Raw genomic sequence first — 22,319 nt, 5'->3', positions numbered from 1 at the left:
TGTGTTGCCGGCATGATACTCGGTCGCGCCCCTCGAGAGAAATTGATACGACCGAACACATGCGATAGATCGTGTCTATGGTCGTACCGCTATGATCGAACGCTATGTGGTGCGCTATTTCCTGGCGGTCGTGGACCAGGGCAATTTCACGCGCGCCGCCGCGCAGTGCCGGATCTCGCAACCGACGCTTTCGGTCGGGATCGCCAAGCTGGAGGCGTCGCTCGGACAGACATTGTTCCTGCGGACCAACCGGCGGATCGAACTCACGCCCTCGGGTACGCGGTTCGCGGTGCATGCGCGCCGGATCGAAGCCGAGTTCGCGGCTGCCGAGCGGGATTTGCAGGACACGGCTCCGACCAAGCTCGTCCGCCTCGGGATCGCGACGACGTTGCCGCCATCCTGGATCGCTGCGGCGCTAGGCCGGGCGCGACGCGCGTCCACCACCGAACGCCTAGAAGTCGTCGAAGGACGGAGCAGCGAACTCGTTGCGCTGCTCGATCGCGGGCGGATCGACGCGATGCTCGGCGCGATCGGCGACGATCCGCGCGGCCGCGTGCTGTTCGAGGAAGGATTTGCGGTCGCGGTCGCGAACGACCACCGGCTGGCCGGACGCGCCACGCTCGCGGTTGCCGACGTCGCGGAGGAAACGATGATCGTCCGCCGCCACTGCGAAGCGCTGGCCGAGACGAGCCGCTTCTTCACCGCGCGCGGCGTGCGACCGTTCATGGCCGCCCGCACCGTCAGCGACGACCGCGCGCTGACCTATGTCCGTGCGGGGCTCGGGATGACGGTCATGCCGTCGAGCTTTGCCAGCGAGGGGATCGCGATGATTCGGTTGACGGGCTTCGATCCGACGCGGCGCTTAGGTGTGCTGGTGGCGAGCGATTCCGCCTCGCGCATCGAGGGAAGCGTCATGGTCGCGGCGATCGAGGAGACGTTCAGGGATCTGCACGCGGTGAGAGCCGGTGCCGACGATCTCGACTGACGCTATGTAAAAAGCTGTCCCGGCGGACCGGTCATCAACGGAAATGGTGGAGCCGAGGGGGATCGAACCCCTGACCTTTCGCATGCCATGCGAACGCTCTCCCAGCTGAGCTACGGCCCCATTCCCGTTGGGAGGCGGGTCACTAACCGGACCCGCCCGGATTGGCAAGCGGCGTAAATGCCGCCTGCCAAATTTATTCTACTTAACGCTCGTGCTCGTCCTGCGGCGTCTCGACGCCGAGGTCGTCGTCGCCGCCGAGATCGACTTCGTCGTCCGCCGACGGCTCTTCGTCCTCGCCGGTGATCGAGGCGATATCCTCTTCCTCGTCACCCTCGAGATCCGCGTCGGGCTTCTTGGTGTCGGGCTTGGCGACCTCGAACGGCAGCGGCTGCTTCGACTTCAGGATGGGCTCGGGCTCCCACGCATACCCGCATTCGATGCAGGTCACGGGGTCGGCTTTTTCGAGGTCGTAGAAACGCGTCGCGCATTTCGGGCACGAACGCTTCGTGCCCCATTCCGGCTTGATCATGCCGATAGAACCTTTCGGATGAATGGATTGCGGGGGGATACCCTCGCAAAGTGGGCGCGCCTTGCCATAGCGCAAGGCCACTGTCAAAAGCCCGGCCCCATGGCACACCCCCTCCCCACTTCGATGGACGTCGTCGCGCGCGGTCCCTTGACCGGTTCGATCGCGGTCCCCGGCGACAAGTCGATCAGCCACCGCGCATTGATGTTCGCGAGCCTGGCGGTCGGCACCAGCCGGATCGAGGGGCTGCTGGAGGGCGAGGACGTGCTCGCGACCGCGGCGGCGATGCGCGCGATGGGCGCGACGATCGAGCGTGGCGAGGACGGCATCTGGACGGTCGACGGTGTTGGCGTGGGCGGGTTGCTCCAGCCCGAGACTGCGCTGGAGATGGGCAATTCGGGGACGTCGACGCGGTTGCTGATGGGCCTGGTGTCGAGCCATCCGATCACCTGTACCTTTACCGGCGACGCGTCGCTGTCGGGGCGGCCGATGGGGCGCGTGATCGAGCCGCTGTCGCAGATGGGGGCGGACATTACCTCTTCGCCTGGCGGGCGGCTGCCGTTGATGGTTCGCGGGATGTGCCCGGCGGTGCCGATCGAATATACGCTGCCGGTCGCTTCGGCGCAGGTGAAGTCGGCGATTTTGCTGGCGGGGCTCAACACGCCGGGGATCACGCGGGTCATCGAGCCGGTCGCGACGCGCGATCATAGCGAGCGGATGCTGACGGGGTTCGGCGCGAAGCTGACCGTCGAGGAGACGAACCAGGGCCGCATCATCTCGATTACCGGCGAAGCGGACCTGAAGCCCCAGGACATCGTCGTGCCGGGCGATCCTTCGTCGTCGGCGTTCTGGTTGGTCGCGGCGTCGATCGTGCCGGGGTCGGATATCGTCGTGCGTAACGTCGGACTGAACCCGACGCGGATCGGGATCGTCATGGCTTTGCGGATGATGGGCGCGGATATCACCGAACTCGACCCGCGCATCGTCGGTGGCGAGCCCGTCGCGGACCTGCGCGTTCGCCACGCGCCGTTGACCGCGATCGAGGTGCCGGCCGATCTCGCGCCGAGCATGATCGATGAGTATCCGGTGCTGTTCGTGGCCGCGGCGTTCGCGAGCGGCACGACGATCGCGCGCGGCGCACACGAGTTGCGGGTGAAGGAATCGGACCGGATCACGACGATGCGGATCGCGCTCGAAGCCTGCGGCGTGGTTTGCGAAGAGTATGAAGACGGCATGGCGATCACCGGGTCGGGCGGCGCGGCGATTCGTGGTGGCGCTCGGGTGGCCTCGAAACTCGACCACCGCATCGCAATGAGCATGGTCGTGGCTGGACTTGGGAGCCGCGAGCCCGTCACGATTGACGATGTATCGCCGGTGGCGACGAGCTATCCCGTGTTCTTCCGGTCGCTCGACGCGCTGACCGGCCGGGGGAATTAAGATGATCATCGCAGTCGACGGTCCGGCGGCATCGGGCAAGGGCACGATCGCGCGTGCCTTGGCCAAGCATTACAAGCTGCCGTATCTCGATACCGGGCTGTTGTACCGGGCCGTGGCGCTGAGCGTGGCGCGGATGGGGCTCGATCCGGAGACCGAAGCCGACGCGGTCGCGGCGTGCGATTTCAGCGATGCGCTGCTGAGCGATCCGGCGTTGCGTGATGACGATATCGGCGCGCTGGCGTCGGTCGTGTCGGCGCATCCGCTGGTCCGCGCGGCGTTGCTGCATCGGCAGAAGCGGTTCGCGGCGCAGGAGGGCGGCGCGATTTTGGATGGGCGCGATATCGGCACGGTGATCGCGCCGGATGCGGATGCGAAGCTGTTCGTGAAGGCGACGCCGAATATTCGGGCGCAGCGTCGGCATGCCGAGTTGCAGGCTCGGGGGGGGACTGCGAGCAAGGATCGGGTGTTGGCGGATATCCGGGCTCGGGATGCTCGGGATAGCGGGCGTTCTACTGCGCCGCTGGTGATGGCGGCGGATGCTGCTTTGCTGGATACTAGTTTTCTGTCGATCGAGGCTTCGGTGCAGAGGGCTGTTGCGTTGGTGGAGGCGCAGCGGGCGAAGAAGGCGGCTTCGGTTTAAGCCCCTCTCTCTCTACCACCCCGGCGAAGGCCGGGGCCCAATTGGAACGTCCGCGGTAACGAAGCGTGATCCTCAGTTAGTGCCGTCCCCCAATTGGGCCCCGGCCTCCGCCGGGGTGGTTGCTCTGTTGGGGGGAGCTACCGCAACCCAATATTGTTTCCCCGCGAAGGCGGGGACCCAGACTGGGCTCCCGCCTTCGCGGGAGAACAAGGAGGTAGGAGCTTCCGCCAGTTACCCGCTTGCAGCCTAAAGCGCTGCTGCCGGCGCGCGCGCCTTACAGCGCAGTAACCAGCGCCACCGCCCCGAACACCACCCCCGGAAAGTTCGCCACGACGATCGGCCAGTCCCGCTTGTCCTTCAGAAACCCGTACCCGACCCACAGCGCGCAATTCACCATCGTCGCGAACGGCTGGACCACCGATCCTTTCTGACCTGAAAGGTTCAGCATGATCTGGTCGATGTACGAGAGGTACATCACGATCGCCGTCACGGTGGCGACCCAGCCCAGCACGAGAATGCCGCGTTCGTTCAAATCTTCGCTCCTGTGGTGAAGCGGCCCTAACGAACCGTCGACGAACTTGCTCCGAGACCCGGTTTCGGCTATACGGCACCGTCCGGCGAGCGATGCTCGTGGAGGAAGGCGCGGAGACCCACGAGTCTCACGCGCCGTTTTCGCATTCAGCGTCTACGTCCTCCGCAGCCTCGTGCCGTCCGGATGCTGCGCCGGCGTTCGGTCGTCGCGGCAACGAAGGCCAAGACCAGCGGACCCAACCGCTTGGCCGGAAACAGACTAGGATTACTGAATTCTATGGCAACCCAGGTAATGCCGACCCGCGACGATTTCGCGGCGATGCTGAACGAAACGCTCGGCGACGCCGACAGCTTCGAGGGCCGCGTGGTGCATGGCACCGTGACCGGCATCGAGAACGACATGGCCGTCATCGACGTCGGTCTGAAGTCGGAAGGCCGCGTGCCGCTTCGCGAATTCGCAGCGCCGGGCCAGAAGGCTGACCTCAAGGTCGGCGACGAAGTCGAAGTCTATGTCGACCGCGTCGAGAACGTCCACGGCGAAGCGATGCTCAGCCGCGATCGCGCCCGTCGCGAAGCCGCATGGGACAAGCTGGAAACCGAATTCTCCAAGACGACCCGCGTCGAAGGCGTCATCTTCGGCCGCGTGAAGGGTGGCTTCACCGTCGACCTGAACGGCGCCGTCGCGTTCCTGCCCGGTTCGCAGGTCGATATCCGCCCCGTGCGCGATGTCACCCCGCTGATGGATATCCCCCAGCCGTTCCAGATCCTGAAGATGGACCGCAAGCGCGGCAACATCGTCGTATCGCGTCGCGCCGTTCTCGAAGAGACGCGCGCAGAGCAGCGTTCGGGCCTGATCCTCAGCCTGGCCGAGGGCCAGATCATCGACGGCGTCGTCAAGAACATCACCGATTACGGTGCGTTCGTTGATCTCGGCGGCATCGATGGCCTGCTGCACGTCACCGATCTCAGCTACAAGCGCGTCGGTCACCCGAGCGAGGTCCTGAACATCGGCGACACCGTCAAGGTGCAGATCATCCGCATCAACAAGGACACCCAGCGCATCAGCCTCGGCATGAAGCAGCTGGAGAGCGATCCCTGGGATGGCGCGATGGTCAAGTATCCGGTCGGTGCGAAGCTCACCGGCCGCGTCACGAACATCACCGAATATGGTGCGTTCGTCGAGCTGGAAGCGGGCATCGAAGGCCTCGTCCACGTGTCGGAAATGTCCTGGACCAAGAAGAACGTCCATCCGGGCAAGATCGTGTCGACCTCGCAGGAAGTCGACGTCATGGTCCTCGAAGTCGATTCCGAGAAGCGTCGCATCTCGCTTGGCCTCAAGCAGGCTCAGGCCAATCCTTGGGAGGCGTTCGCTGCCGCTCATCCGATCGGTTCGACCGTCGAAGGCGAAGTCAAGAACGCGACCGAGTTCGGTCTGTTCATCGGCCTCGACAACGACGTCGACGGCATGGTCCACATGTCCGACATCGCATGGGGTGTTTCGGGCGAGGACGCGCTCAACCTGCATCGCAAGGGTGAGACCGTCGAGGCCGTCGTGCTCGACATCGACGCCGAGAAGGAGCGTATCTCGCTCGGCATGAAGCAGCTCGAGCGTGGCGGGCCATCGGCCGGCGGCATCGCAGCGGCAGGCGACAAGCTGAACAAGAACGCGATCGTCACCGTGACCGTTCTCGAAGTCCGCGACGCGGGCCTCGAAGTGCAGCAGGGCGACGATGGCGCGACCGGCTTCATCAAGCGCACGGATCTGGGTCGCGATCGCGACGAGCAGCGTCCGGAGCGTTTCCAGGTCGGCCAGAAGTTCGACGCGATGGTCACCGGCTTCGATCGTTCGAAGAAGCCGACCTTCTCGATCAAGGCTATGCAGATCTCGGAAGAGAAGCAGGCTGTCGCTCAGTACGGTTCGTCGGACTCCGGCGCGACCCTCGGCAACATCCTGGGCGAGGCCCTCAAGGCCCGCACGGACGCTGAGAAGAAGTAAGTGTTAAGAAAAGCCTAACGGCTTATCGATGAAAACGCCCGGCATGTCTCGAACATGTCGGGCTTTTTATTGTCAGATCCACTTTGGTTTTTGACTGTTCGGTAATAAGTGCTAATGCCTCGCAGGTTGACCTGTATCAATCTGTACGCGTTTTTTTAGATGGGCGGGGGCTCGAATGATCCGATCTGAACTGGTCCTTAAGATCGCCGAGGCGCATCCGGACCTACAGCCTAACGAAGTGGAGCTGATCGTCAGCACCTTCTTCGATGAGATATCCAAGCGACTGGCCGCCGATGGTCGAGTCGAACTGCGCGGTTTCGGTGCATTCTCTACGCGTGCGCGCGATGCGCGGACCGGCCGCAACCCGCGTACCGGCGAAGTCGTCGAGGTCGAGGCCAAGCGCGTGCCCTATTTCAAGCCGGGCAAGGAAATGCGCGCACGTCTCAACGTGTGAACGCTACCAGTCGACGCTGGCCTGCGTGTCAAACCGCAGGAATATGCCGGCGACCAAGCAAGATGGGTTGACCCTGCGCGCGACCTCGTCTTGTTGGGACCGTGTGCGGACGTGGCGAAACCGGTAGACGCAGGAGACTTAAAATCTCCCTCCCTAGGAGTGCGGGTTCGAGTCCCGCCGTCCGCACCAACTCTCTCGTCTTGCTGATGCGTGCTTTCCGCTCTCGGATGCCGTTGACCGTTGGCCTGATCGCCGCGTGCGCGGGGCTGGCCGCGTGCGATCGGCGGCCGGATACCGGCGCGGTGGTCGTCAGTGCGATCGGCGGGGTCCCGCATGTCGCCGATGCGAGCCGCGTCGCGCTCGACACCCCTGCCCGCCTGCTGATGGACTCGACCGCGCAGGGGCTGGTGCGGTTCGATGCCGCGGGACAGATCGAGCCAGGGATCGCCGAGCGCTGGATCGTGATCGACGGCGGGATGAGCTACATCTTCCGCCTGCGCGAGGGCGACTGGGGGGATGGTACGCCGGTGACCGCCGAACAGGTGGTGACGATGCTAAGGCGACAGATTGGCGGCCCCGATACCGCACGGGCAGCGGCGGGCGTACGCAATCCGCTTGCACCGTTCCTGACCGCGATCGACGAGATCGTCGTGATGACGCCGCAGGTGATCGAGGTGCGGCTGTCGCGGCCGCGCCCCGACCTGCTGAAGCTGTTCGCGCAACCCGAACTCGCGTTGCTGCGGCTGCGTCCGACCGGTGGAACCGGACCGTTCCGCGTGGCACATCGCGGTCGTGCGCCGCTGCTACGGCCTGCGTTCGATCCGGGTCAGGCCGATCCCGACGACCAGCGCGAGGCAAAGCCACAGGAGGATGTCCGGCTGATCGGCGAGCGTGCGGCGCGCGCGATCGCGCGGTTCGCCAATCGCGACTCCGATCTGGTCAGTGGGGGCAGCTTCGTCGACTGGCCGTTGCTGGCGGTAACCAGTATCGCGCCGGCGAACATCCGCGTCGATCCGGCTGTCGGACTGTTCGGCCTGGCGATCGTCCGGCGCGACGGGTTCCTGGCCGATGCCGCCAACCGCGCCGCCGTGTCGCAGGCGATCGACCGGTCGGCGGTGACGGGGGCGGTCGCGCCGAACTGGGACCCGGCGGACCGTATCCTGCCCAATATCCTCGACTCCGCTTCGCTGCCGCAGGTGCCGGCATGGACGCTGTTGACGCAGGACGAACGTCGCGCCGCCGCGCGCCAGCGGGTTGCAGGCTGGAAACAGCAGATTCCGGGTCCGATCGAACTGCGGGTCGCGCTGCCTACCGGGCCGGGGGCAACGTTGCTGTATGCGCAGGTCGCGGCATCGCTGATGGCGATCGGGATCGTCCCCCGGCGAGTCGGGATCGACGACGCGGCCGAGCTGAAGCTGGTCGATGCGGTCGCGCCCTATGACAGCGCGCGCTGGTATCTGGCGGCGGCCTGCGTCGCGTGCGGCGATGCGGCACGGACGGCACTGGAAGCGGCACGCGAGGCGCCGACGCTCGCCGAACGCGGCGCGAGGATCGCCGCCGCCGATGCCGCGATGAACGAAGACGTGGCGTTCATCCCGCTGGCGCGGCCGTTGCGCTGGTCGCTGGTCTCCCCACGCCTCAGCCAGTGGCAGGCGAACACCCGCGCGTGGCACCCGTTGAACCGGTTGCGCGCCGATACCAACTAGGGTCCATGAACCCGCGCACCACCCGCATCGCCCCCGGCGAGATCTTCCAGACGCTGCCGCTCGGGAAGGACGCGCTGTCGGTGCGCCGCCGCGTCGAGGCGATGGAGCGCGTGATGGAGGGGTTGTTCGTCATCCCCGGCACCAACCGCAAGGTCGGCATGGACGTCGTGCTCGACCTCATCCCGTTCGCCGGCAGCACGATCGCAGCGGCGGTCGGCGCGTGGATGGCATGGGAAGCGCGCAACATCGGCATGTCGAAGATCCAGATGGCGCGGATGTTCGGCAATGTCGGGCTCGACTGGGCGTTCGGTATGATCCCGTTCGTCGGCGCGATCCCCGATTTCTTCTTCCGCTCGAACACCCGCAACCTGCGGATCATCAAGCGTCATCTCGACAGGCACTATCCGTCGACGACGACGCTTCAGGGATAACCGGCCACACAACAGTCATTCCCGCGTAAGCGGGAAACCATACTGGCTAGCCTTCCAAATGATCTCGAATGTCAGCCAATATGGGTCCCCGCCTGCGCGGGGATGACGATACATAGCGACTTAGAATAGTCGTTACGGCCCGACATCCGCGTCACGCGCCGCCGGCTTGTAGCTCGCACTCGTTCCCAGCCCCAGCGCGACGGCAACGCGGTCGTTCCAGCCATAGGGATCGGCGCGGATGACGGGCTCGCTGGCATCGTCGAACAGCACGGTCTGGTACAACAAACGCACCGGTATCTCGTTGGGCAGTTTGACGAACGTCTCCTTGCCGGTCGCGCGAGCGGCATGCCACTGATCGGTCACGCCCTCGTCCTTTGCGAGCAGCTCGGCGAACCCGAGCGCATCCTCGACGCGGACACAGCCATGGCTGCGCTGGCGCTGGATCTCCGCGAACAGCTGTTTCGCTGGCGTGTCGTGCAGGTAGATCGCGTGCTCGTTGGACATGTCGAACTTGACCAAGCCGAGCGAATTCTTCGGCCCCGATTGCTGGACCAGCCAGCCATTCTTCCACGCGAGGTTGTTCGCGCGCAGATACCCGGCGCCCTTGCCCGCCATCTCCTTCTTCTCGACCGAGCGCGGCACCGTCCAGGTCGGATTGGCGACGAGGCGGAAGATCGGCGACCCGAGCTGCGGCGTTTCCTTGTCGGGTTCGCCGACCACGACCTTGCGGCTGTCGACCAGCTTGCCATCGCGCCAGTAGCTCAGCCGTGCCGCCGCGAGATTGACGTCGATCCGCGTCGTCGGCGCGTTGCGATCGAGCCAGCGGAGCCGCTCCATGTTGACCGCGATCGCGCGTGCCCGGTCCGCATCGGACAAATTGAGGATGCCGAGCGCCGCGCTGCCGATCATGCCGTCCGGCTTGATGCCGTAATCCGCCTGCATCTTCTTGATCGCGAGGATCATCGCAGGGGTCAGGCGATCGCCCTGCGCGGCTGCCTTGTCGAGATAATCGAACGCGACGAGCTGGTGCGCGATCGCAGGGACGCGCGGATCGGCTTCGCCCGGCTTGATCGGCTTGCCCGTGTCGGGGATCGCGGACGTTGGCGTCTGCTCCCATTTCGGCGTCGCGAGATAGGCCTTCGATAGGCGCGCGTAATTCTCGTCCTGCGGCGCCAGCCCGGCGAGCCACTTGCCGACGTCGCCGGCCTGAAGCGCCGCGGCGAGGCCACGGCCGAGATCGACCTGCGGGCGCGGCACGGTGTAGGCGTCGAACAACTTGGTCGGATCGGTCGCGCCCTGCGACAGCGCCTTGCCGTATGCCAACGCAGCCTTGGTCAACGCGTCGTCGCCGGCACCGGGCTGCGCGCTCGCATCGAAGCTCATCCGGTCGAGGCCATGAGCGCCCCGCGCCGCGATCGCCCTACGCAACTGCCCGGCGGTGGTGGTGGTCCACCCGGTCGGCGCAGCCGCGGGAGCCGCCGCCGCCGCGGGCTGCTGCGTGTTCGAGGCGGTCGTCGTCTTCACCTCGCACGCCGAGAGTGCACACGTCATCGCCAGCAGCGATGCACCGATCAAACCTAGACGCATCAGCAATTCCCCCACAATCTGGACCTACAACGCGCGGGTGTAGATCTCCGCTCCACGACGGAGGAGCGGCGACGTAATTCTTCCACCAGAACGGCAGCCCGTGCCTTTTGCATGTCACGCACCGTCATTCTGCAACCCGGATCGCGCCCGTCGCGTTATAGGGCCCACGCATGATCAAGGTCGCCAGCTACAATATCCACAAGGGCATCGGGCTCGACCGTCGGCGCAATCCCGAACGCGTGGTCGAGGTGCTGCGCGAGATCGATGCCGACGTGATCGCGCTCCAGGAAGCGGACCGGCGTTTCGGGGCCAAGGCCTGCGTGCTGCCGCATCACCTGCTGGAGGAGCATAGCGACTGGAAGCCGGTCGATTTCGGCCTGCGCGCGCTCAGCATGGGCTGGCACGGCAATGTCATCCTGGTGCGCAAGTCGGCGCGGGTGGTCGACAGCGAGCCGCTCCACCTCCCCTCGCTCGAGCCGCGCGGGGCGGTGATGGCCGACGTCCAGTTCGCGGGCGGCATGTTGCGTGTGCTGGGGATGCATCTCGACCTGTCGGGGCTGTGGCGGCGCAAGCAGGCCGCCGCGATCATGAACCATGTCGATACCTGCGCGCAGGCGCATCCGACGGTGATGATGGGCGATCTCAACGAATGGAGCGCTGGCGCCGGCTGCCTGCGCGATTTCGGCCGCGACTATGCATTCGCGGAGACCGGGGCAAGTTTCCATTCGCGGCGCGCGGTCGCTCGGCTCGACCGGATCATGGTGTCGTCGGACTTGAACGTGGTCGAGTGTGGCGTCCATGCCAGCCCGGCGGCGCGGAAAGCCTCGGATCACCTGCCGATCTGGGCTATCCTGGAGCCAACGAAACCGACGAACCGAACCGGCGCCACCGGATAAAACCCCGAGCGATACCGTCGGCATGAGGATGTAGAATGCGCGAGAAGGAACTGCGACTGGCGCTCGTCTGCTATGGCGGGATCAGCCTTGCGGTCTACATGCACGGCATCACCAAGGAGATCTGGCGCCTAGTCTGCGCCAGCCGCGCCTTCCACGACGGCGACACGCCGAAGGGCGGCAGCGAAGGCGTCTATCACGCGCTGCTCCAGGAGATCGAGGCGCATGGCGCGATCCGCGTCCGCGTCCTCGCCGACATCATCGCGGGCGCCAGCGCGGGCGGGATCAACGGCATCTTCCTCGCGCAGGCGATCGCGACCGGGCAAAGCCTCGCCCCGCTGACCGACCTCTGGATGACGTCGGCCGACGTCGAAGCGCTGATCGATACCGAGGCGGCACCGAAATCGCGGTTCTCTAAGGCCTGGGCCATGCCGCTCGCCTGGATGGCCGCGGGTCGCAGCACCGACAAGGTCGACGCGCTAGACGATCCCACGCGTGAGGAGGTGCGCACCAAGCTGTCGCATTTCATCCGCTCGCGCTGGTTCGAGCCGCCGTTCGGGGGGAAGACCTTCACCAACCTGCTGCTCGATGCGTTCGACGCGATGGCGGCGAGCGAGCGCGGGCCGCGCCTGTTGCCGCCGGGCCAGCCGCTCGACCTGTTCGTGACGGTCACCGACTTCTCCGGGCACCCGGAACGGTTGCAGCTCAATTCACCGGCGGAAGTGGTCGAGACCGAGCATCGCCTAGTGGTCGATTTCACCGACAATGGCGGTGCGTGCGACACGCTCGCGCCGCCCGCGGAACTGGCGTTCGCGGCCCGCGCGACGTCGAGCTTTCCAGGGGCCTTTCCGCCGTTCACGGTCGCAGAACTGGACGGTGTTCTTAAGGATCGCGCGATCGTCTGGCCGGAACGTCCGGCGTTCCTTGCGCGCGTCCTCCCCCGCCATACCGCCGCCAACGCCGCCGAAAGCGCCGTGCTGATCGACGGGTCGGTGCTCGCCAACGCGCCGTTCCGGCCCGCGCTCGATGCGCTCAAGGAACGGCCGGCGCGGCGCCAGATCGACCGGCGCTTCATTTACATAGACCCCTCCCCCGACATCAAGCTGCGGCTCAACCGCGGTGGTGGCACGCCCGGTTTCTTCCAGACGATCATCGGCGCGATCAGCGACATTCCCCGCCAGCAACCGATCCGCGACAATCTGGAGGCGATCGCCGAACGCTCCGCGCGGATCGACCGGATGCGCGGCATTCTCACCGCGATCCGTCCGGAGGTGGAGGCCGACGTCGAATCGCTGTTCGGCCACACATTGTTCCTCGACCGGCCGACCGCACCGCGGCTGATCGCGTGGCGGCGGCGCGCGCAGAAGGCGGCGGCGGCGAGCTCGGGCTATGGCTTCGTCGCGTACGGCCATCTGAAACGCAGCGCGGTGATCGAGACGCTGGCGTTGCTGTTGTTCGATGCCGGGGAGCACCACCGCCCTCGACGACTGGCACAGATCCGGGCGGCGATCGTTGCGCATGTCGCCGCGTCGGGCGCGGACCTGCTCGGATCGGGCCATGCGGGTGGGGCCAGCGCCGCATCGATCGCGTTCCTGCGGACCTTCGACATCGGCTTCCGCATCCGCCGGCTGCGGCTGATGGCACGGCGCCTGTCGGAAGTTGAGACCGCCGCCGACGAGCCGGAACTGGGACCGATGCGCGACGCCATCTACGAATCGCTGTCGCCGTATCTCGACCGGTTGCGCGCCGAAATGCACGCCGGCCTGCACGATGCGGTGCGGGCGATGCGCGGCGATGCGGGCGCGGTGCTGGAAACGCTCGGCCGGACGTTCGACCTCGAGCGCCTCGATGCGGAGACCGACCAGCGACTGGCGGAGGCGTTTGCTGCGCTCGCCAAGCCGACACGGCGGACGCTGTTGCTGGCGTATCTCGGCTTCCCGTATTTCGACACCGCGACCTTGCCGCTGTTGCAGGGCGAAGGGCTCGACGAGTTTGATCCGATCAAGGTCGACCGGATCGCGCCCGACGATGCGACCTCGATCCGCTCCGGCGGCGCTGAGGCTACCTTGAAGGGGATCCAGTTCGGCACGTTCGGCGCGTTCTTCAGCCGCGCCTACCGCGAGAACGACTATCTCTGGGGGCGGCTGCACGGGTCGGAGCGGATGATCGACATCACCGTTTCGACACTGCCGTCGACGGTCCGGATGAAGCCCGGCCGGGTGGCGGCAATCAAGCGCGCCGCGTTCCTTGCGATCCTCGACGAGGAGGAACCACGGCTCACCGCGATCCTGCCGCTGATCGCGCAGCTACGGACTGAGATCGGCTAAAGCCCCTCTCGCTAGGTAGAAGACTGGCCAAAAGGCGGATGTGGCGGTAGCTCTGCGTTTCCAACCGCGTTCCGACGCGATGGGGGTATGATAAAGGGTCGCCGCATGCAGTTCCTGAAAATCCTGTTCTGGTGCCTGCTGGCGTTCATCGCCGCGGTCTTCACCATCAGCAACTGGAACGCCGTCCAGATCCAGCTCTGGGGCGGGCTGATCGCGGACGTGAACCTGCCGCTGCTGCTGTTCGTGACGTTCCTGATCGGGTTCGTGCCGACGATGCTCTACAATCATGCGATCCGGTGGCGGCTGCGACAGCGGCTGTCGACCTGCGAGCGCGAGTTGCTGGACCTGCGCACGCCGCGGCCGGAACCGGTGGCGTTCGTGCCTGCCGAGACTCCCGCAACGATCGCACCGACTGTTGTGCCGACCGCTACGCCGCCGGGGTCGCTCCTGTGAGCAACCGTATCTACGTCGCACTCGATACGCCCGACCTCGCCCGCGCGAAGGCCATGGCGACGCGCGTCCGCCACCATGTCGGCGGGATCAAGCTGGGGCTCGAATTCTTCTGCGCGCACGGCCAGTCCGGCGTGCATGCGATGGCGGAGCTCGGCCTGCCGATCTTCCTCGACCTGAAGCTGCACGACATTCCGAACACGGTGGCCAAGGCGGTGCAGGCATTGGGCGCACTGAAGCCCGCGATCCTGACCGTGCATGCGAGCGGCGGGCGGGCGATGCTGGAAGACGCCAAGGCCGCCGCCCCGCTCGGCACCAAGGTAATCGCGGTGACGATGCTGACCAGCCTCGACGCGACCGATCTCGCCGCGACCGGCGTCATCGGCAACGCGCACGACCAGGTTTCGCGGCTCACCGAACTCGCCTGCGGGGCGGGGGTCGACGGGATCGTGTGTTCCGGCGCGGAGGTTGCGGCGGCCAAGGCGATCTGGCCCAAGGGGTTCTTTGTGGTGCCCGGCGTGCGCCTGCCCGATGGCCAGGTCGGCGACCAGAAGCGCGTCGTCACCCCGCGCCAGGCGATGGACGCCGGCGCCTCGATCCTGGTGGTCGGTCGCCCGATCACACAGGCCGAAGACCCAGACATCGCAGCCCGCGCGATCGGCGCGACGCTATAAGCCTGCTCCGTCACCCTGATTTTCGTCAGGATGACGGGGCGTGTTGCTCCCCCAAGGAACCCGAATGACCACCGCCAAGATCTGCGGCCTCTCCACCCCCGCCACGCTCGACGCCGCGATCAAGCACGGGGCGAGCCATGTCGGGTTCGTGTTCTTCCCCGCCTCGCCGCGCCACGTGACGTTCGCCAAGGCCGCCGAACTCGCCGCCCACGTACCGCGGCATGTGGCGAAGGTCGGCGTGTTCGTCGATCCCGAGGACGACATGCTCGAACAGGCGGTCATCTCGGCGGCGCTCGACGTGCTGCAACTTCACAAGGTGTCTCCGCCACGCGTCGCCGCGATCCGCGCGAAGTTCGGGATCGAGACCTGGGTCGCGGTCGCGGTTCGTACGCGTGGCGATCTCGATGCGGCACACGGGTTCGTCGGAATCGCCAACCGCATCCTGTACGATGCGAAGACGCCGGACTCGGCGGCGCTGCCCGGCGGGATGGGCTTGCGGTTTGACTGGGACTTGCTCGACGGGTTCCGGCATCCGCTGCCCTGGGCGCTATCGGGCGGGCTCGATCCTGCAAACGTGGCAGAGGCCATTCGTCGGACAGGGGCGGAACTGGTCGACGTGTCCTCAGGCGTGGAAAACGAACCGGGCACCAAGGACGAAGCAAAGATTGCGGCGTTCCTCAGGGCGGTCGCCGCCTGAGTTGTTCACCCGCGAAGGCGGGTGCCCAGACTGGATCCCCGTCTTCACGGGGATACAAGGGCTTGGCGCACCGTACCGAGGTGCTAAAGCGCTCCGCATGAACGCTCCCACCCTCGCCCCCAACTCCTACCGCGCCCAGCCCGACGAGCGCGGCCATTTCGGCGACTTCGGCGGTCGCTATGTCGCCGAAACGCTGATGCCGCTCGTCCTCGAACTCGACGAGGCGTACCGCGCCGCCAAGGCCGACCCCGCCTTCAAGGCGCAGTTCGACGATCTGCTCGAACATTATGTCGGCCGCCCGAGCCCGCTCTACTACGCCGAGCGCCTTACCGAAGCGCTCCGCGAGTCCGCCCCCGAGGGCATGGGTGCGCAGGTCTGGTTCAAACGCGACGAGCTGAACCACACCGGCGCGCACAAGATCAACAACTGCATCGGCCAGATCCTGCTCGCGATGCGGATGGGCAAGACGCGGATCATCGCCGAGACTGGTGCTGGCCAGCACGGCGTCGCCACTGCCACCGTCTGCGCGCGCTTCGGCCTGCCCTGCGTGATCTACATGGGCGCGAAGGACGTCGAGCGTCAGGCGCCCAACGTGTTCCGCATGAAACTGCTCGGCGCCGAAGTCCGCCCCGTGACCAGCGGCGCACACACGCTGAAGGACGCGATGAACGAGGGCATGCGCGACTGGGTCGCGAACGTCCACGACACCTTCTACATCATCGGCACCGCCGCCGGCCCGCATCCGTATCCGGAGATGGTCCGTGATTTCCAGAGCGTGATCGGCACCGAGGCACGCGCCCAGATGCTGGAGCGGGTCGGTCGCCTGCCCGACCTGCTGGTCGCGGCGATCGGTGGCGGCTCGAACGCGATCGGGCTGTTCCATCCGTTCCTCGACGATGCCGACGTGCAGATGCTCGGCGTCGAGGCAGCGGGCCATGGTCTCGACAAGCAGCATGCGGCGAGCCTCGCGGGCGGGTTCCCCGGCGTGCTCCACGGCAACAAGACGTACCTGTTGCAGGACGAGGACGGCCAGATCACCGAGGCACACTCGATCTCGGCCGGGCTCGACTATCCCGGAATCGGCCCCGAGCACGCCTGGCTGCGCGACATTGGCCGCGTCCAGTATGACAGCGCGACCGATACCGAGGCGCTCGACGCGTTCCAGCTGCTGTGCCGGACCGAAGGCATCATCCCCGCCTTGGAGCCAAGCCACGCGATCGCCACGGTGACGAAGAAGGCACGCGAGATGCGGCAGGACCAGATCGTCCTGGCCAACCTTTGCGGCCGTGGCGACAAGGACATCTTTACGGTGGCCGAAGCACTCGGGGTGGCGATATGATCGCACTTCTGCTCCCCTCCCGCTTGCGGGAGGGGTCGGGGGAGGGCCTGTTCGCTCCTCGGACCTTGAACTCGGGGCTATGTCAGCCCCTCCCCCGACCCCTCCCGCAAGCGGGAGGGGAGCAGTGAGCCGCCTCGCCGCCACCTTCGCGCGCACCGCCGCCGCCGGTCGCGCTGCGCTCGTTGCCTTCGTCACTGCGGGTGATCCGACCACTGAGGCTACCGGCCCAATTCTCGACGCGCTCGTCGCCGGCGGCGCGGACGCGATCGAGCTCGGCATGCCGTTTACCGATCCAATGGCCGACGGCCCCGCGATCCAGGCCGCCAACATCCGCAGCCTCGCGCAGGGTACGCGCACCGCGGACATCCTCGCCACCGCCACCGCGTTCCGCGCGCGCCACCCGGACGTGCCGCTGGTCCTGATGGGCTATGGCAACCCGATGCTCCGGCGCGGTGCGGACTGGTTCGCGCAGGCCGCCGCCAACGCCGGCGTCGACGGCGTGATCTGCGTCGACGTCCCGCCCGAGGAAGACGACGCGCTCGGCCCTCAGTTGCGTGCCGCCGGGATTGACCTGATCCGCCTCGCCACGCCGACCACCGACGCCGCCCGCCTGCCGACCGTGCTCGATGGTGCGAGCGGGTTCCTGTATTACGTCTCGGTCGCCGGCATCACTGGGCTCCAGCAGGCGCAGCAATCCTCGATCGAGGATGCCGTCGCTCGCCTGAAGGCACAGACCGACATCCCGATCGCGGTCGGCTTCGGCATCCGCACCCCGGAACAGGCGGCCAATGTCGCGCGCGTCGCAGACGGCGTCGTCGTCGGCTCGGCGATCGTCGAGCTGGTCGCGCAGCACGGTGCCGCTGCGGCGGAGCCGGTCCGCGCCTATATCAAGTCTCTCGCCGATGCCGTCGCCTCGGCCCGAAAGGTCCCCGCATGAGCTGGCTCAACAGCGTCCGCAACGTCCTGCCCTTCGTTGCGAAGCGCGAGACGCCCGAGAATCTCTGGCACAAGTGCAAGGGCTGCGGGCAGATGGTCTTCACCAAGGAGCTCGAGGACAATCTGTACGTCTGCCCGAAATGCGATCATCACGATCGCATCGGGCCGAAAATCCGCTTCGCCCAGCTGTTCGACGAGGGCAGCTGCAGCGAACTCCCCGCACCCAAAGTGCCCGAAGACCCGCTGAAATTCCGCGACCAGAAGCGCTACACCGATCGCCTCAAGGCCGCGCGGACCGACAACAGTGAGCAGGACGCGCTGATCAACGCACGCGGCGCGATCGACGGCCACCGCGTCATCGTCGGCGTGCAGGATTTCGGCTTCATGGGCGGCTCGATGGGCCTGGCGGTCGGCGAGGCGTTCGTGCGCGGCGTCGAGGCGGCGATCGAGGACCGGGTGCCCTACGTGATCTTCACCGCGAGTGGTGGCGCGCGCATGCAGGAGGGCATCCTCAGCCTCATGCAGATGCCGCGCAGCACGGTCGCGATCCAGATGCTGCATGATGCCGGGCTGCCGTACATCGTCGTGCTGACCGACCCGACCTCGGGTGGCGTTATGGCGGCCTATGCGATGCTCGGCGACGTGCAGATCGCGGAGCCCAAGGCGACGCTGGCGTTCACTGGACGGCGGGTGATCGAGAGCACGATCCGCGAGAAGCTGCCCGAGGATTTCCAGACAAGCGAATATTATCTCGAACATGGGCTGATCGACATGGTGGTCCACCGCAAGGACCTGCGCGAGCAGCTCGGCACGGTGATCGGGTATCTCAGCGCGCGCGCGGCCGCGTAACGAACCTACTCCCTCTCCCCTTCGGGGAGAGGGTCGGGGTGAGGGGCGGCAAGCAACGCTGCGCCCGGAACTGCCCCTCACCCCAGCCCTCTCCCCGGAGGGGAGAGGGAGTCTAGAAGAATGCCCGACCACGCCGTTTCTTCCTCGCCCGTAGTTCAGGCGCAGCTCGACCGATTGACCGCATTGTCGCCCGGCGCGGATATTCTCGGGCTGGAGCGTATCACCGCGCTCCTGAGCCGCCTCGGCGACCCCCACCTCAACCTCCCCCCGGTGCTCCACGTCGCTGGCACCAACGGCAAGGGTTCGACCTGCGCGTTCCTCCGCGCCGCGATCGAGGCTGCCGGGCACAGCGTCCATGTCTATTCCTCGCCGCACCTCGTTCGCTTCAACGAACGCATCCGCCTCGCGGGCAAGCTGATCGAAGACGACCTGCTTGCCGCCTTGCTGTCGGAAGTGCTCGACCAAGCCTCCGATCTCCAAGCCAGCTTCTTCGAAGTCACCACCGCAGCCGCCTTCCTTGCCTTCGCGCGCACGCCGGCCGCAGCGACGATCGTAGAGGTCGGACTCGGTGGCAGGCTGGATGCGACCAACGTCATCCCGAACCCGGTCGTCACCGGCATCGCCGCGCTCGGCATCGATCACCAGTCGTTCCTCGGCGACACGCTGCTGGAGATCGCCGGCGAAAAGGCAGGCATCGCCAAGCCCGGCGTGCCGCTCGTCACGATGGACTATCCCAAGGCCCTCCGTGCAAAGATCGCCGCGGTCGCCGATGCCGCCGGCGCGCCGGTGTTCGCCCGCGGCACAGCCTGGACGAGCGAGACCGCACGCTCGACCGTCCGCTACGAAGACAACGGCTTTTCGGTTGTAACCAACCGCCCCCGTCTCGTTGGCGCACACCAGTCTCGCAACCTAGCGCTCGCGATCGCGATGCTCCGTCACCAAGGCGCACTGCACATTCCCGAAGCGGCGATGCGCGCCGCGGCCGACTGGGCGCACTGGCCCGCGCGGATGCAGCGATTGTCGGATGGCCCGCTGCTCGCGCGATTGCCCGAGGGCAGCGAGCTGTGGCTCGACGGCGCACATAACCCCAACGCCGCGCAACCGGTCGCGCGCGCGCTGAGGACGCTCGTCAAGGGACGGCCGGTGACGCTGATCCTCGGCATGCTCGCGAACAAGGATGCGGACGCCGTGATCCGCATCCTGTCGCCGTCGGTCGGCCATGTCATCGCCATCCCCGTCCCCGGCCACGCCCATCACGCGCCCGAGGCCCTCGCGACGCTCGCCCGATCGTTCGGAAAGGCCGCCGGAACAGCGGCCACGCCCAGTGAAGCGCTAGGCTCGATCGCCGCACAAACCGACCAGCCGCAACTCGTGCTGATCGCCGGCTCGCTCTACCTTGCCGGTGAAGTGCTCGCCGCAAACGACCAACCGCCGGATTGAATTCTTATTGCTATTGACTATCAATAACCAACGGGCGACTTTGTGGGCACCACCACGGAGTCGCGTGAATGACCGATACCCGCCCCAATTCGACGACCAACTCGACGGCCGCCTCGACACAGACCATCGCCAGCGCGACCTCGCTGCTGCCCCACGCGCTACCACCTTGTGAAAACGCGCGAATCGCGTTGTTCGCGATGCGGCGCATGGGTGCGCACGGCCTCGCCGACGCCCGCGCTTCGCACACGATGTTCACTGCGTTTGGGCAAGGCTTCCGTCGCCCGCTCGTACTGCTGAGGGCGCTAATGGCGGACTTGGCCGGCACCTCGGCAGGTACCATCGCGATCGCCCCGTGCTGTTGCGCGCGGATGACGCCGGCGGAATCGGCGATGCTGTCGGTGCTCGCGCGCGTCGAGACCGCGCCCGAATCCGCACGCTATCTGATGGCCGACCTGCTCGGCGTCCGCCGCATCGACGGCGTGCTCGCCAGCGCCGCCGCGGTCGCCGCAGCCTTCGCCGACGAGGGTCGCCCGATCACGATATAGCGGCGGGGGCATCCGGGGTTTCGTCTGCGCGCGCCCGGCGGACGCTCTCGACCACGAACCCCTGCCGCCACAAGATCCACAACAGCACGAGGCCGGGGATCGCGACGACCATCGTCAGCATCCAGAACCCCGGCCACCCGAGCGCTGTGGCGGCATAGCCGGCGGGGGCCGCCAGCCACGTCCGCCCGACCGCGGCGAACGACGACAGCAGCGCGAACTGGGTCGCGGTGTAGGCGAGGTTCGACAGGCCCGAGAGATACGTCACGAACACGGTCAGGCCGATCCCGCTGGTCACCTGCTCCGTCGCCACCGCGATCGTCAGCCACGTGTTCGAATGGCCATGCCAGGCGAGGATCACGAAGGTGAAGTTGCTCAGCATCATCAGCACGCCCGACACGAACAGCGCGCGGCCGAGACCGAGCCACGCCATGAACGGCGCGCCGAGCGCGGTACCGACGATCAGCCCCCAGAAACCGACCAGCTTGTTGATTGCGATGAATTCGGTGTCGCTGAACCCGAGCTCGACGATCATCGGGTTGAGCATCCCCTGCCCCATCGCGTCGCCGAGCTTGTAGATCAGCACGAACAGCAAGATTAGCACCGCGCCGCGCCGCTGGAAGAACTCGCGGAACGGACCGATGATGGTATCTTCGAGCCAGCGCCCGCCGGTCTCATGCGGCTGCTTGGCCAGCACGCGATCGTGAAGGCCTCGCCCGGCCCAAAGAGCGGCTAGCGCGCCGGGGATGACGCAGAACGCGGTCAGGCCGTAGCCCAGCGCCCAGCCCAGCCCGAGGCCTTCGGACGAGGCGATGGCAATCGTGCCGACGCCAGCGGCCAAGTTGCCGAGGCGGTAGCCGAACTGGTTGTTGGCGGTGCCGTGCGGGAGTTCGTCCTCGGGCAGGATCTCGATGCGATAGGCGTCGATGACGATGTCCTGGGTCGCGCCGAGGAACGCGGTGACGATCGCCCAGAACGCGAAGACGCCGAGATGCTCCTGCGGCGCGCTGAACCCGAGCATCCAGACCGATCCGAACAACAGCGCCTGGACCACGAACAGCCATGCGCGGCGCTGTCCGACCAGGCGAGTCAGCACCGGAATCTCGAACCGGTCGATGAACGGCGCCCACAGGAATTTCAGCGTGTACGGCGTGGTCAGGCCGATCGCGAACCCGATCGTCTTCTTGTCGATACCGACCTTCGACAGCCAATAGCCCATCGTCCCGAGCAGCAAGGCCAGCGGAAAGCCGCTCGATATGCCGAGCAGCAACGCGGCGATCGGCCTCGGCCGGAGGTATGGTGCGAGCGTTGCGAGAACGGAACGGCGTTCGACGGGATCGGGAGCGACGGTATCGGTGGACATGCGCCGACCATAGCGCGCTGTCCGGGCGAGGGAAGACGTTAGCCGATCAGCGTCACGCCGTCCGCGGAAACAACGTGAAGCCCGACGGTACGCGCGTCGGCTTGCCGCCACCGAGCATCGCCTCGATCGCCTCGATAGCCGCAATCAGGTCGCGCGGCATGTACGGCTTCGCCATGCAGCCAGCGGCGAGCGTGGTCGCCTCCACCGGGCAGCTTCCCGTCACGAACATCACCGGCACGCCGCGAGCCTGTGCCGCGCGCGCTACGTCGATGCCGGAGCCGTCCGCCAAGTTCACGTCCACGAGCACCAGATCGATCACCGTGTCGCTCGCCAGGATCGGCAAGGCCTCAGCGACCCGGTCGATCGTCGCGACGATCGTGAACTTCGCGTCGGTCAGGAAATATTCGGTATCGAACGCGACCAGCGGTTCATCCTCGACCACGAGGAGCCGGACGATCTGCCGCTTCTTCTTCCCGAACAACATCGCCGAAAGACCCCCGGATGCGCACGAAGGAT

Annotated in this window: 22 protein-coding genes and 2 tRNA genes; 18 read left to right on the top strand and 6 right to left on the bottom strand. The window is 66.5% G+C overall.

The genetic code is table 11. The annotated features are described in order from the left end of the window. Positions 1–91: 91 nt before the first annotated feature. Positions 92–985 carry a LysR family transcriptional regulator gene (locus tag O6X71_RS14080; protein WP_353466381.1) on the top strand — a complete coding sequence of 298 codons (894 nt, stop codon included), beginning with the start codon at positions 92–94 and terminating at the stop codon, positions 983–985. A gap of 44 nt (positions 986–1,029) precedes the next feature. On the opposite strand, the gene O6X71_RS14075 is transcribed toward O6X71_RS14080, so the two are convergent. Continuing rightward, positions 1,030–1,105: transfer RNA gene (locus O6X71_RS14075), tRNA-Ala, on the bottom strand. A gap of 82 nt (positions 1,106–1,187) precedes the next feature. Beyond that, positions 1,188–1,514, bottom strand: a complete 327-nt coding sequence (locus O6X71_RS14070; RefSeq protein ID WP_031395784.1) for a TIGR02300 family protein — start codon at positions 1,512–1,514, stop codon at positions 1,188–1,190. 99 nt (positions 1,515–1,613) lie between these two features. Between O6X71_RS14070 and aroA the strand changes: the two genes are divergently transcribed. Continuing rightward, positions 1,614–2,948 carry a 3-phosphoshikimate 1-carboxyvinyltransferase gene (gene aroA / locus O6X71_RS14065; protein ID WP_353466380.1) on the top strand — a complete coding sequence of 445 codons (1,335 nt, stop codon included), beginning with the start codon at positions 1,614–1,616 and terminating at the stop codon, positions 2,946–2,948. Between the two features lies 1 nt (position 2,949). After that, positions 2,950–3,588 (top strand): (d)CMP kinase, encoded by a 639-nt coding sequence (cmk, locus tag O6X71_RS14060; RefSeq protein WP_056051420.1) that lies wholly within the window; start codon positions 2,950–2,952, stop codon positions 3,586–3,588. Between the two features lie 274 nt (positions 3,589–3,862). On the opposite strand, the gene O6X71_RS14055 is transcribed toward cmk, so the two are convergent. After that, positions 3,863–4,120: a SemiSWEET family transporter gene (locus O6X71_RS14055; RefSeq protein WP_133018745.1), complete on the bottom strand. Its 258-nt coding sequence runs from the start codon at positions 4,118–4,120 to the stop codon at positions 3,863–3,865. Positions 4,121–4,396: 276 nt separating this feature from the next. On the opposite strand from O6X71_RS14055, the gene rpsA reads away from it, so the two are divergent. The 5 genes from rpsA to O6X71_RS14030 all read left to right on the top strand — a co-directional run bounded on the left by rpsA (position 4,397) and on the right by O6X71_RS14030 (position 8,706). Continuing rightward, complete coding sequence (rpsA, locus tag O6X71_RS14050; RefSeq protein WP_056060414.1) at positions 4,397–6,115, top strand: 30S ribosomal protein S1; 1,719 nt, start codon at positions 4,397–4,399, stop codon at positions 6,113–6,115. 175 nt (positions 6,116–6,290) lie between these two features. Beyond that, positions 6,291–6,569, top strand: a complete 279-nt coding sequence (locus O6X71_RS14045; protein ID WP_176501355.1) for an integration host factor subunit beta — start codon at positions 6,291–6,293, stop codon at positions 6,567–6,569. 105 nt (positions 6,570–6,674) lie between these two features. Further along, positions 6,675–6,758, top strand: a tRNA-Leu gene (locus O6X71_RS14040). Positions 6,759–6,796: 38 nt separating this feature from the next. Continuing rightward, the gene (locus tag O6X71_RS14035) at positions 6,797–8,275 is read left to right on the top strand and encodes an ABC transporter substrate-binding protein (RefSeq protein WP_353466378.1); all 1,479 of its coding nucleotides are present in this window, start codon (positions 6,797–6,799) and stop codon (positions 8,273–8,275) included. A gap of 5 nt (positions 8,276–8,280) precedes the next feature. After that, the gene (locus O6X71_RS14030; RefSeq protein WP_353466376.1) at positions 8,281–8,706 is read left to right on the top strand and encodes a DUF4112 domain-containing protein; all 426 of its coding nucleotides are present in this window, start codon (positions 8,281–8,283) and stop codon (positions 8,704–8,706) included. Positions 8,707–8,838: 132 nt separating this feature from the next. On the opposite strand, the gene O6X71_RS14025 is transcribed toward O6X71_RS14030, so the two are convergent. Further along, positions 8,839–10,293 (bottom strand): L,D-transpeptidase family protein, encoded by a 1,455-nt coding sequence (locus tag O6X71_RS14025; protein WP_353466375.1) that lies wholly within the window; start codon positions 10,291–10,293, stop codon positions 8,839–8,841. 170 nt (positions 10,294–10,463) lie between these two features. Between O6X71_RS14025 and O6X71_RS14020 the strand changes: the two genes are divergently transcribed. The 10 genes from O6X71_RS14020 (at position 10,464) to O6X71_RS13975 (ending at position 20,443) form a co-directional block, all read left to right on the top strand. Beyond that, positions 10,464–11,189, top strand: coding sequence for an endonuclease/exonuclease/phosphatase family protein (locus O6X71_RS14020; protein ID WP_353466374.1), 726 nt, complete (start codon positions 10,464–10,466; stop codon positions 11,187–11,189). A 35-nt stretch (positions 11,190–11,224) separates the two neighbouring features. After that, a complete protein-coding gene (locus tag O6X71_RS14015; RefSeq protein WP_353466373.1) occupies positions 11,225–13,513 on the top strand; it encodes a patatin-like protein in 2,289 nt (762 codons plus the stop codon). A 105-nt stretch (positions 13,514–13,618) separates the two neighbouring features. Next, the gene (locus O6X71_RS14010; protein ID WP_056060459.1) at positions 13,619–13,966 is read left to right on the top strand and encodes a lipopolysaccharide assembly protein LapA domain-containing protein; all 348 of its coding nucleotides are present in this window, start codon (positions 13,619–13,621) and stop codon (positions 13,964–13,966) included. Next, entirely contained in the window at positions 13,963–14,637 is a 675-nt protein-coding gene (pyrF, locus tag O6X71_RS14005) for an orotidine-5'-phosphate decarboxylase (RefSeq protein WP_353466372.1), read from the top strand. Before O6X71_RS14010 ends, pyrF begins: the two co-directional genes overlap by 4 nt. A 64-nt stretch (positions 14,638–14,701) precedes the next feature. Next, complete coding sequence (locus O6X71_RS14000; protein WP_353466371.1) at positions 14,702–15,334, top strand: phosphoribosylanthranilate isomerase; 633 nt, start codon at positions 14,702–14,704, stop codon at positions 15,332–15,334. Positions 15,335–15,431: 97 nt separating this feature from the next. Beyond that, complete coding sequence (gene trpB / locus O6X71_RS13995; RefSeq protein WP_353466370.1) at positions 15,432–16,673, top strand: tryptophan synthase subunit beta; 1,242 nt, start codon at positions 15,432–15,434, stop codon at positions 16,671–16,673. A gap of 124 nt (positions 16,674–16,797) precedes the next feature. Further along, positions 16,798–17,610: a tryptophan synthase subunit alpha gene (trpA, locus tag O6X71_RS13990; RefSeq protein WP_353466369.1), complete on the top strand. Its 813-nt coding sequence runs from the start codon at positions 16,798–16,800 to the stop codon at positions 17,608–17,610. After that, entirely contained in the window at positions 17,607–18,458 is an 852-nt protein-coding gene (gene accD / locus O6X71_RS13985; RefSeq protein WP_353466367.1) for an acetyl-CoA carboxylase, carboxyltransferase subunit beta, read from the top strand. The genes trpA and accD overlap by 4 nt, the downstream gene beginning before the upstream one ends. A 120-nt stretch (positions 18,459–18,578) precedes the next feature. After that, entirely contained in the window at positions 18,579–19,898 is a 1,320-nt protein-coding gene (locus O6X71_RS13980; RefSeq protein WP_353466366.1) for a bifunctional folylpolyglutamate synthase/dihydrofolate synthase, read from the top strand. A 68-nt stretch (positions 19,899–19,966) separates the two neighbouring features. Further along, the gene (locus O6X71_RS13975) at positions 19,967–20,443 is read left to right on the top strand and encodes a DUF6628 family protein (RefSeq protein ID WP_353466365.1); all 477 of its coding nucleotides are present in this window, start codon (positions 19,967–19,969) and stop codon (positions 20,441–20,443) included. On the opposite strand, the gene O6X71_RS13970 is transcribed toward O6X71_RS13975, so the two are convergent. Both O6X71_RS13970 and O6X71_RS13965 read right to left on the bottom strand, forming a co-directional pair. Further along, positions 20,433–21,803 carry an AmpG family muropeptide MFS transporter gene (locus O6X71_RS13970; RefSeq protein ID WP_353466364.1) on the bottom strand — a complete coding sequence of 457 codons (1,371 nt, stop codon included), beginning with the start codon at positions 21,801–21,803 and terminating at the stop codon, positions 20,433–20,435. The genes O6X71_RS13975 and O6X71_RS13970 overlap by 11 nt on opposite strands. A gap of 52 nt (positions 21,804–21,855) precedes the next feature. Next, positions 21,856–22,287, bottom strand: a complete 432-nt coding sequence (locus tag O6X71_RS13965) for a response regulator (protein WP_056060487.1) — start codon at positions 22,285–22,287, stop codon at positions 21,856–21,858. Between the last annotated feature and the right edge of the window lie 32 nt (positions 22,288–22,319).

The organism is Sphingomonas faeni, from assembly GCF_040407505.1.
Classification (GTDB): Bacteria; Pseudomonadota; Alphaproteobacteria; order Sphingomonadales; family Sphingomonadaceae; genus Sphingomonas; species Sphingomonas faeni_E.
Note: the sequence above shows the minus strand (reverse complement) of the source record. Positions and strands in the feature narration are given on the sequence as shown.